Source organism: Consotaella aegiceratis, assembly GCF_036541425.1.
GTDB lineage: Bacteria > Pseudomonadota > Alphaproteobacteria > Rhizobiales > Rhizobiaceae > Consotaella > Consotaella aegiceratis.
This window is the reverse complement of sequence record NZ_JAZHFT010000076.1, coordinates 1-10075: the sequence shown is the minus strand read 5'-3', so window position 1 is coordinate 10075 and position 10075 is coordinate 1. Positions and strand designations below refer to the sequence as shown.

Below are 10075 nucleotides of genomic sequence, written 5' to 3'. Positions count from 1 at the left end.
CCAGGCTGGTGCGCGCATGCTGTGCGCGAGTGGTATCGGTCCACATCGTTGATCCAAGGTAGTTTTTGGCAAAACCCCTGAATCAACGGCCGGCGAGGCTGTCAAGCTAACCCACTGATACCACTCACCTCAATTTCGGATCAGACACTTACGCCACAGCCTCGACTTCGTATCCTATAAGGACCGCAAGGGCGTGGCGGCTGCGCTGAAGGAGATCTACCGGTCCGTCGATGCCGACGCGGGTGAAAAGGCCCTGGCGGCCTTCGAGGAAAGCCCCTGGGGGGTCAAATACCCGGCAATCGGCCAGAGCTGGCGACGAGCCTGGAGCGAGGTCATCCCGTTCTATGCCTTCCCCTCCGAGGTCCGCCGGATTCTCTACACCACAAATGCCATCGAAGCCCTGAACTCGAAGCTGCGCCGGGCCGTCCGGGCCAGGGGCCACTTTCCGAACGACGATGCCGCGATGAAGCTTCTGTTCCTGGTCTTGAACCGGTCGGAAAAGGAGTGGAAGATGCCACCTCGTGAATGGGCGATGGCCAAGGCGCAATTCGCCGTTCTCTTCGGAGAGCGATTCACCCGCGCCATGGCCGGCTGATGTTCAAAAGCCCGCCCACACGAAATTCCTGATAGTCCCCGCAAGGTCCGGCTGGCGCGCCAGCTTGAAGCGGGCATCCCATCGTCGTCGCCGAGCGGCCAGACCATGCGCTCGCTCGCCGTCGTAGGGGCCAAACCACTGTTGGTCGTCTTGGCGGTTGCGCCTGAGCTCGCGGCTGATGGTCGATGCTGATCTTCCAAGCCACGCCGCTATGCTTCGCACCGATTGCCCTTCCCGGTGGAGAAGGTCGACCGTCATCCGCTCTCGCAAAGAGAGCTGAGAGTAATGTTGTGCCATCGCAGCAACACCTTAGCAGGTGTTGCACTTCAGTAGTGAGTCCAAGGGGATCCTTCGCGGGAATCAGGTGACGTTAAACATCACCAGCCTGCCATGACTGCCCCCTCTCAGCGAATTTGCAGAACTCTCAGCACACTACCGTTCTCGTGACCTTCAGTTCGGCATCAGTCTGGTGTTTTTTCGATCGCAAGCCGAGTTCCAGAACCAACAACGCCATCCATCAGACCCGTGTAGTAGCCATAAGCCAATAGCGCAGTCTGCACCTGCCGGACAATTGCGGCGAACTTGTCCAAATTTCCCGGCAAGGGCGGAAAAACCATTGAACTTCTGGTTGCGGGGTACACAGCATCCTATCTCGGCGAAATGGAGACCAAACCGTGAAAGGCAGCCCTTTCGGACCACCGGAGTTAGTTCCGCCAGAATCGCTGATTGCGGGGCTTGATTTAAACCTATGGTCTTGGTGACTAAACTCGGCAATGCGAGATGGCTATTGTGCCGATTAAAAAAGTGATTTCCAAAAAACCATCCGGTTCATGGTGCACGACCGCCGATCCCAGACAGATCCACACGAATTCCGGCCTCATTTGGCGTTATGGTCGACGTGTCGTGAGGTATCTTCGAAAGCTCGTCAGCACTCGGCTGCGTCCGGCCATTTTCAAGTTCAATTTTGCTGTTCTCTGAGGGCTGCGGGTCGGCCGCTTGGAACACGGGAGTTCCATCGAAGAAACCGGTCTTCCAGGCGTTGGTTGCGTCTTCCAGCATCTGCGGCATGACGCTCTCATCGGTCGGATTGCCATACCATTTGAGCACAATCCGCCAGACCTTGCCAAAGAGCGCCGTTCCCTGCCGCAGGTTGGAACAGACATCGAGCAAATCGGTGGGGACTGCCGAAGGGTCCTTAATGCCAACATCTACGGGATATTGCGTAATACCAACCCGGACAACGGCTTGCCCGATATGATCCCGGATAATTGTCAGTGCCTCGTCACTCGTTTTTGCCGATGGCACCAGAACGATGCGATTACCGCTACGCACGGTGATGCTGAGCGGATCGTTCGATCCCACCTCCTTGATAAAGGTCGAGGATGGCCGGGTTCAGAGAGGGATCGGCGCAACGGTGGACGAGATCTGCGTCGATGGGCATGGCTGACGTTTCTCCTCAGCGGTTGAAGGCGAAGACAACGGGCAGGTCGAAGAGCCGCGCCCAGGCCTCGACACTCGCCAGTTGGATGGCCGGAACCGAGGTGTCTTTCGCCCACCAGCCATTGGCGATGGCAACGATCCGGTCGGGGCGATGGAAGGCCGATTGCAGAACCGGCCAGACAAGGAGCTGCTCGTAGCAGATGAGCGGCGCGATCCGCTGACCGGCAACCTCCGCGACCGGATCGCCTAGAAACGTTGCCCGAGCACCGCCAGTGAGACCGAGCCACGATCGCCATGGCTGCCACATGGCGACCGGCACCGGCAGCCGCTGACGGTAGAGGACCTTTGCACCTGTTCGGTCGAACGCGACCATGACGGTATCGTAGCCTTGAGCGTTGATGACAACGGCTCCGGCAATCACCGTGACGTCAAGATCGACCAGAGCCTCGCCCCATAGATGCTCGACGGTCGGCGTCAGAATGCCAACGGCGCTTTCCGGAAGCACGATGACTTTCGAGCCGCCTCCGGCTTCTTTCTTAATCCGGGCGATCAGCGATTGCTGCTGCCGGAGTGTGTCAGTCTGTCCCAAGGCTGCTCCGGCTTCGGTATCGATTCCCCGCCACTCCTCGGATGCCGGAGAGCTATCCCCAGATGCCGCGACCATGGCGGTAACAACTCCAACCAACAGGATAGTTGCGGGGGCCAGGCGCGTGGTCATCAGGCAGAGGCCAAGGATCGTCGCCACCAAACCCCACCATCCACAGCCGGGAAGCAGTACGCCGGCGGATGTGATCGGATGGGCCCACCCGGTAATGCCGAATGGTGGAATGGCCATCAGCACCATGGCGATGCCGTAGCACCCTGCCCTTCTCCAACCTTTGCGCGCCGTCCAAGCCATCGCATGAACGATGACAAAGGGGAGCGAACCGGCAATCCAGAGCAGGTGTCACTTAGCTCTTAAAGGTGATAATTTGTTCCATGTAATTTCAATAGCTTAGCTTTGCACTTAAATCTGATAATTAGCACATAAACTGATAATGGAAGCTGGACTTTAGCACTTAATTAGATAATCGTGGCTCCGACATTGTCGGGCTCTCATCATGACCGAACCACTTCCAGACGAGGTAGACGACACCCTGTGGGCGGAAGCGTGTCGCCGTGCGTCCGCGATACGCAGGTTCCTGTTGTCCAGTTCCGGTGAGTCAACCGTGGCCGCTATCGCCGATCTTGCATCCGAACTGCAGGTCAGCCAAGCGACGACCTACCGCTTGCTGAGGCGGTTTCGCGCTGACGGGACCGTTATGTCGCTCATTGAAACGAAACGCGGGCGCCGTACTGGTCATCGCGCACTGGATGCGCCGCGCGAAGAGATCATCGAGAAGGCGATCCGAACATACTATCTGAAACCAACCCGGCCGACCGTCTCGCAGTTGGTGCGGGACATTGAAACGGATTGCGTCGCAGAAGGATTGAAGCCGCCGCATCGTCGAACGATCGAGCGGCGTCTAGGAGACCTGGACCTGCGCCACCGGGCGCAGCGCCGGGGCGAAACGCAGACCGTAAAAGCAACGACGCCAGTCCCCGGGACACTGCGCACCTCGCGACCCCTCGAGATTGTTCAGATCGATCACACGAAAGCCGACATCTTTGTCGTCGATGAGGAATCCCGAGAACCGATCGGACGACCCTGGCTGACTCTGGCCATGGATGTCTTCAGCCGAATGGTAACGGGGTTTTACCTGACCATGGATGCGCCATCCCGGCTTTCGACGAGCCTCTGCCTGCTGCATTCGGTTTATGACAAGACTGCCTGGCTTAAAGCGCGCGAGATCGAAGAGCCCTGGCCCGTGGCGGGCCTTCCCGACCGGGTTCATGTAGACAACGGCGCGGATTTCCGGAGTCGCGCCTTCAAGCGTGGCTGCGAGAATGCAGGCATTGAGATCGACTGGCGGCCGCCGGCTACACCGCGCTTCGGCGGACATATCGAGCGGCTGATCGGCACCCAGATGGGACGGCTGCACCTTTTGCCCGGTACGACCTTCAGCAACGCTCAGGACCTCGCGGAGTATGATTCAAAGAAACATGCGGCGCTGACCTTGCGTGAGTTGGAGCGTTATATCGCCCTCGACATTGTCGGGTCCTATCATCAATCCATCCACAGTTCGCTGAGCCGCCCTCCCCTTGCCGTCTGGCGGGACCATGAAGGCGAGATCCCTCTGCGGCTGCCGGAGGATCGGCTACAGTTCTGGGTCTCTTTCCTGCCGGAGCAAGAACGAACATTGCGCCCGACCGGCATTCATCTGTTTGATCTCCGCTACTGGTCTCCCGCGCTCAGCGCCGATGTGTGCCGGACGGAGCGGCGGCTTCTGGTGAAGTATGACCCGCGCGACATGTCGCGTGTCTTCGTGCGACGGCCTTCGGGCAACTTCGTTGAAGCCCGCTATGCAGATCTGACCCTGGCACCCATTTCCCTGCACGAGGCTTTGACGGCGCGTCGCACCCTGCGCGAGAAAGGGCGGCGTGAAGTCGATAGCCGTGCGGTCGTGAGGACCGCGCTTGAACAGCGGAAATTGGTTGGTGATGCCGTAAACAAAACCGCGGCCGCGCGGCGCGGCAAGGCTCAGCCGAGGCTGAGCGATGACCTCCGGGACACGGGCACACTCCGTGGTGTCGACTCCAGCAAACCTGTGCCTTTTGTCGAAGACACCGAATGAGCTGGAGCCAAAATGACGAACGATCACCCTCATCTGACCGCCGACGCGGCGGCCCTGCTGTCTGAACCCCAGGCAGGACGCATTCGCGCCATCAGGTCCCGCCGTTGGGTGCTCTACCCTCGCGCGAAGCAAGCCCTCAATCGCCTCGAGGCGCTCCTTGATCATCCGGGAGGCCCCCGCATGCCGTCTGTCGCGATCTATGGCGATAGCGGGATGGGCAAGACCATGATCATGCAACGCTTCCGCGATCAGCATCCGCCGCACCTCGCTCGCCGGACCGGGATTCTGAAGACACCAGTCCTAGCCATGGAAATGGTCAGCCGCCCCGGGGAACGGCGATTCTATGGCGAACTGCTTTCCCTCCTCGGCGCGCCCCAAGCACCGCGGGCCGATATTGCCCAGATGGAACAGGCGACCATTCGGATCATGAAGGCTATCGGCGTCCAGGTGCTGGTCATCGACGAGGTCCACAACATCCTTGCCGGGATCTACCGAGAGCAACGGATCGTGCTCAACATGCTACGCTTTCTCAGCAACCGGCTCCAAATCTCTCTTGTCTGCTTCGGCGTGAGCGATGCACGGGAAGCCATCGGCGGTGACGTTCAACTTGCGCGCCGCTTCGAGCAGCTCACCCTGAACCGTTGGGCCGCCAACGAAGACTTCGAGACGCTGATCGCGTCGATCCTGCGCAATACGCCACTGCGGCGATCCTCTGTGCTGACGCCGAAATCCCTGCGGCGCATTCTGCAGATCACGGACGGCATCACGGCCAACATCTTCCAGATGCTGGGCAGCCTTGCAATCGAGGCCATCGAAAGCGGTACCGAACACATCACCGACAGCGCGGTCGAGGCGTGGGTGCCTGCATTTTATACCGAGGCAGTCTTCGCATGACAGGCCGCCTGCCCGTCACCTTGCCGCCTCTGCCCGGCGAACTTCTGTCATCCTGGATCAGTCGCCACGCGGACTTCTATGGGGTCACACCATTGACCATGCTGCGTCATGGATTGCCGGAGGCGACATCGCTTGGGCCAATCGACCTTTCTCTGACAAAAGCCCAGGCGAATCAGATTGCGGTGATGTTCGGCGCCTGCCCGAAACTTGTACGCAGCCTGAGCTTCGCGGACGCTCCGAAAGCCGCTCACCGCTTCATCTGCAAGGGTCCGATGCAGCGTTGCGCGCGTTGCACTGATTCCGGTGCTGATCCACTGCCAGTCCTTCGAAGCGAATTGCAAGGTTGGCGGATCACTTGCCCGCACTGTGGGGAACCCTACCAGGACAAGACCACCAGCGATGGCGATCGGACACTTGCACCATATCGCGCGGCAGCACGTCGCGGTGAGGCCTTGTTGGATAACCATGCAGAACGCAGCGTAGAAACATGGCTGCCACCGCTGGAGATTGCGCGACTCTTGCTCATGCGCCGCATCCCCTGGCCACCCCCTCGCGATTGCGATTTTTGGCGCTACCGTCTCCTCGGCGCCATCGTTCCCGATTTTGATGACCTTCTGAACAAAGAGACCGCGTCCCAGTTCTCGCCAAAGCACCCCATTCTACCGCTACACATCCGTCCCGCGCTCCTGGCAGGCGTGGCGATCATCGACCGCGCAGGGCCACCGATGCTGAAGATGTTGCAAGGGCACATGATGGGAGACAACAAGAACCGATTTGTCATGGCGACCGACCATTTGGTCACGCCGGCGCTTGAATGGGGACCTCCCCAGCAGTTCCAACTGATATAGGAATTGGACCGGATAATTCTCATATCAAAGTGCCAAAAATCGTCAAAACAACCGCATTCTCACATTTAAGTGCTAAGTGACACCTTCAAAGCCCTGCGTCTGAAAGCGCCGTTTCCACTCGTAGAAGCTGGTGCGGTCGAGGCCGCGTTGCCGGCATGCCTCGGCGACGTTGCCCAATTCCTTGGCCAGGTCGAGGACGCTCAAACGATGATGCGCGACCTTCGTCGCCGCGTCACGCGGTCCTGCCGACTTCCTTGGCGATGACTGTCCCATGGTGCGATCCTCCTTCCACAAAATAGCATGGGAAGAAGCTTAAGAGGACAGACAATCAAAATAACACTTGCAATCTTGTTGCGCAGCATCAATCATCCTGTAGTTGCGAACTCGAGTTATCATCATATTTGTCGCGTTATAACTGATTATGCAATACTCCTGAGTTCCCGACGCGTATATTCATGTATTGAGGGGAGAGGAGAATGCCTAAGATCGTGATTACTGGAGGATTGGGCCTAATTGGGAGCCGATTGAAAGAGCTACTACACCATCAAGGTAATGAGGTCGTTATTGTAGATCTCGCTGCCCCTACCTCCAGCAACGACTGGGGGGATATATGTGATCTAAACACTTTGGTTGATCGGTTTCGCCGCTGTGACGGCATAGTCCATCTTGCCGCGGTCTCCCGAGTAATCTGGGGGGAGAGAGATCCGGCACAATGCTGGGCTGTGAATGTGGAAGGAACCAGAAACGTTCTGAATGCGGCGCGCTTAGCAAATCAGGGACGGCAACCTTGGATTGTTTATGCGAGCAGCCGTGAAGTCTATGGACATGCGGTTGTTCAGCCCGTTTCAGAAACGGCGCCGCTAGTGCCGGTTAATGTCTACGGAAGATCCAAGGTCGCGGCGGAGCTACTGTTCAAAGAAGCCGCCATTAACGGGATGCGCACGTCCATCGTACGCTTCTCCAATGTCTTTGGATCTACGTCAGACCACCCGGACAGGGTGGTGCCGGCTTTCTCACGCGCGGCAGCTAAGGGTGGGACAATTGTTATTGAAGGCGCTGAGAACACCTTCGATTTTACTTGGCAGGACGACGTCTGCAGTGGCGTTGCCACCTTATGCGCCGCGCTTGCTGACGAGTCGACACGCGGCCTGCCTCCAATTCACTTTGTGAGTGGTCAACAGACAAGCCTCGCGCAGTTGAGCAAACTAGCCCTGTCGCACGCCTCGCCTGGAACGACTGTCAAGCAAGGTGCGCCAAGAAATTTCGACGTGGCCCGTTTTTGCGGCGACCCTGCGCGTGCGGCTGCTCTCCTTGGCTGGCGCGCCCAGATGCCTCTGGAACGTGGCGTGGCAGCATTGATCGAGAAATACCGCGCTGCGGAAAGCAGATAGTTCAACTTAACGATATGACCTCAGACCAGTCGCGATCCTCTAGAGGAAAGCCTTTTAACCCGTCCGAACCTCGGCGTTGAAGTGTTGCACCCAATCGCGCAATGTCTACCGGTCCAAGCCGCCGATCCGGGTAGTTTCTTCCCGGCTCATTCCGTCCAGCACCGCCGCCAGCGGCAAAAGCCGTCGACACTGAACGCAGCCTCATACCCGCCGCAAGCCGACGCAGGTCACTGGTCGAATAGTCCGTCCTAATCTTCACCGCTGATGGCATAGCGTACGTCCCTGCGCTAGGGAATCACTCCGAGCTCATAAAGGGAAGCCTAATAAGCCATCCACGAACGCCGTTGGTATCAACGATCCTGTGTGAGATACTCGAATGGGCCAATTTTCTATCGATGCAGATTTCTTGAGTGGGACGATAAGTCGCTGCCGGCAGATCAGATCGTGGCAAGAGTGAATGAAGAATTCTTAGCGGAACTTGAACTGATGGAATTCTTCGATAATCCTCCGGCAGAGGTGATTGTCGACCGGGTAAAGACAGTTCCACAGAAATTACAGGAAAAGCAATGACCTATGCAAGAAGCCTGCTGGAGAGAATAACGGCTGCCAGGTTTGATTTCGGCGATGCCTCATGTCGAAGAGACGTGTTTCAATTGGCTGACATTGTGGCGTTGTCCCCTAGCGTGACCTCGGAGTTCAGCAACTTTCGATCGGATGTAGCTTGCAAAGTAGTAGAACGATTTGCGGAGTCAAAGAAGTTGACCCAAACAATAACCAAGGAACTCACCGTAGGTGTAGTATTTGGCATGTGGGGAGAGTCAAACCGATTGCGGCCCAAATCTCCAGATAATCCTAAGGGTGAAGATTGTCTTCGCGCAAAAGTCGAATGCTTAAACTGGCTGCTCGGCGAGACTCCCATTAAATGGCATATATATGCCGTGGACGACGGATGTCCTAACAAAAGTGGCCAGGTAGCGCGGGATGTCATCTCAGATAACCCTTTTGCAAACCAAGTAAGCATCGCGTACTTGGCCGATAAACTTCCGAGCGAACAAACCCCGCTCAAATTTATCGAATCGATCGCGGACTCAGTAAAAGGCGGGGCGATCGTGTTAGGCGGCATGATGGCGCTTGCCGATAAGTGCAGTCATGTGTGCTTTACTGACTGTGACAATTCCGTCCTTCTCGGGCAGTTGGGCTCTCTGCTTTACCCAGCGTGTGCCAACGATAAAAGAGCGGTCTTTGGAGACAGGTGGCTGCCAGAGTCGGAGTTTCAACGAGACCCGCGACGCGCTGTATATATACCTGGAGTGCGGATCTTACTTCACCTAAAGATGTTGTTGCTAGATCCAAAGGATTGGTTTGGGGATGTGCCGTCACCATTCAAGTTGTTCGAAGCAAACCTACTTGAGATTGTACTTAATGACATGCGACGATTTGACTTCGCTTTCGATTACGATATGACTTTTTCTATTTTTAAAAAGGGCATAGCGCCCCTCTCCGTACCCTATCTATTTCTCGACTCTTATGATGATTCTGCGTGGCACACGTTTGGATCGGCAGCTGTTTGGCTCCAGATTCTACATGGGTACATTGCGTCCCTACGCTTGCACCGCATACCGCATAGGAACGACGTTGCCAGCGAGATAGATAAAATAAGCACTGTCGAGCAGTTGGAATACTTAATGAGCCTACCTGCCCCCCCTCAACTGGTAGATGCAGACGCCGCTCTTGGTAGCGACCAACAGATGAGTCTGCAGGAAATCCAGCAATGGTTTCAAGCTGTGCGCGCTTATGAGCCCCATTAGCTTAATTGTCACCGCCGCTTGATGACTGCCTCTACGCCCAGCAGCCGACAATCCCGTGCCTAGTCCCTGCATCGTTGTATGCAGCGGCACGGCATCAGCCGCTTGTGTGATATCGACGGCGACAAGCTAGCGAAGAAGAAGTTCAAGGCCTATCCGATTGGCTACTTCCACATCGGTATCGCCGAGGCGCGAACGGCGGAAGCAAACTCTACCCGTTCGTCGCCATAGACCGAACCTCGAAGTTTGCCTACGCTGAAGCTGGATGGTTCTATCAACGCCTTCGGCTAGGATTTGGCTGGTCGCTGGGATCGTGATGTGGCGGCCCGGTGCCTCGGCCGTTGATCAACATCTCCGGCGATGGTGTGAAGGGCCGTCTTCCAGCCGC

At 57.1% G+C, this 10075-nt stretch carries 8 protein-coding genes and 4 pseudogenes; 7 read left to right on the top strand and 5 right to left on the bottom strand.

The features are described from left to right. Positions 1–148: 148 nt before the first annotated feature. Positions 149–595: pseudogene (locus SMD10_RS24195) on the top strand (transposase); the annotation flags it as partial. Between the two features lie 30 nt (positions 596–625). Here SMD10_RS24195 and SMD10_RS25655 read toward each other — a convergent pair. From SMD10_RS25655 to SMD10_RS24175, 4 genes and pseudogenes are all read right to left on the bottom strand, one after another. Next, positions 626–892 (bottom strand): annotated as a pseudogene (locus SMD10_RS25655) (helix-turn-helix domain-containing protein); the annotation flags it as partial. A 164-nt stretch (positions 893–1056) separates the two neighbouring features. Beyond that, complete coding sequence (locus tag SMD10_RS24185) at positions 1057–1212, bottom strand: peptidoglycan-binding domain-containing protein (protein ID WP_331688299.1); 156 nt, start codon at positions 1210–1212, stop codon at positions 1057–1059. Positions 1213–1423: 211 nt separating this feature from the next. Then, a complete protein-coding gene (locus SMD10_RS24180) occupies positions 1424–1957 on the bottom strand; it encodes a lysozyme family protein (protein WP_331688297.1) in 534 nt (177 codons plus the stop codon). 94 nt (positions 1958–2051) lie between these two features. Continuing rightward, positions 2052–2969 carry a conjugal transfer protein TraB gene (locus SMD10_RS24175; RefSeq protein WP_331688301.1) on the bottom strand — a complete coding sequence of 306 codons (918 nt, stop codon included), beginning with the start codon at positions 2967–2969 and terminating at the stop codon, positions 2052–2054. Positions 2970–3135: 166 nt separating this feature from the next. On the opposite strand from SMD10_RS24175, the gene SMD10_RS24170 reads away from it, so the two are divergent. The 3 genes from SMD10_RS24170 to SMD10_RS24160 are packed head-to-tail and all read left to right on the top strand — an operon-like array spanning position 3136 to position 6491. Beyond that, positions 3136–4749, top strand: a complete 1614-nt coding sequence (locus SMD10_RS24170) for a TnsB C-terminal domain-containing protein (protein WP_331688295.1) — start codon at positions 3136–3138, stop codon at positions 4747–4749. A 12-nt stretch (positions 4750–4761) separates the two neighbouring features. Beyond that, positions 4762–5643, top strand: coding sequence for a TniB family NTP-binding protein (locus SMD10_RS24165; RefSeq protein WP_331688293.1), 882 nt, complete (start codon positions 4762–4764; stop codon positions 5641–5643). Continuing rightward, entirely contained in the window at positions 5640–6491 is an 852-nt protein-coding gene (locus SMD10_RS24160) for a TniQ family protein (protein ID WP_331688292.1), read from the top strand. The genes SMD10_RS24165 and SMD10_RS24160 overlap by 4 nt, the downstream gene beginning before the upstream one ends. 78 nt (positions 6492–6569) lie before the next feature. On the opposite strand, the pseudogene SMD10_RS24155 reads toward SMD10_RS24160, so the two are convergent. Then, a pseudogene (locus SMD10_RS24155) lies at positions 6570–6764 on the bottom strand (helix-turn-helix domain-containing protein); the annotation flags it as partial. A 203-nt stretch (positions 6765–6967) separates the two neighbouring features. Between SMD10_RS24155 and SMD10_RS24150 the strand changes: the two are divergent. The 3 genes and pseudogenes from SMD10_RS24150 to SMD10_RS24135 all read left to right on the top strand — a co-directional run. Then, a complete protein-coding gene (locus tag SMD10_RS24150) occupies positions 6968–7882 on the top strand; it encodes an NAD-dependent epimerase/dehydratase family protein (protein WP_331688291.1) in 915 nt (304 codons plus the stop codon). A 566-nt stretch (positions 7883–8448) separates the two neighbouring features. Beyond that, a complete protein-coding gene (locus SMD10_RS24140) occupies positions 8449–9690 on the top strand; it encodes a hypothetical protein (RefSeq protein WP_331688290.1) in 1242 nt (413 codons plus the stop codon). A 14-nt stretch (positions 9691–9704) separates the two neighbouring features. Further along, a pseudogene (locus SMD10_RS24135) lies at positions 9705–9947 on the top strand (IS481 family transposase); the annotation flags it as partial. Positions 9948–10075: the final 128 nt, after the last annotated feature.

Coding starts and splice junctions, on each gene's coding strand:
- SMD10_RS24185 (WP_331688299.1), bottom strand. CDS start 1,212: ATGGTTTTTCCGCCCTTGCCGGGAAATTTGGACAAGTTCGCCGCAATT.
- SMD10_RS24170 (WP_331688295.1), top strand. CDS start 3,136: ATGACCGAACCACTTCCAGACGAGGTAGACGACACCCTGTGGGCGGAA.
- SMD10_RS24165 (WP_331688293.1), top strand. CDS start 4,762: ATGACGAACGATCACCCTCATCTGACCGCCGACGCGGCGGCCCTGCTG.
- SMD10_RS24160 (WP_331688292.1), top strand. CDS start 5,640: ATGACAGGCCGCCTGCCCGTCACCTTGCCGCCTCTGCCCGGCGAACTT.
- SMD10_RS24150 (WP_331688291.1), top strand. CDS start 6,968: ATGCCTAAGATCGTGATTACTGGAGGATTGGGCCTAATTGGGAGCCGA.
- SMD10_RS24140 (WP_331688290.1), top strand. CDS start 8,449: ATGACCTATGCAAGAAGCCTGCTGGAGAGAATAACGGCTGCCAGGTTT.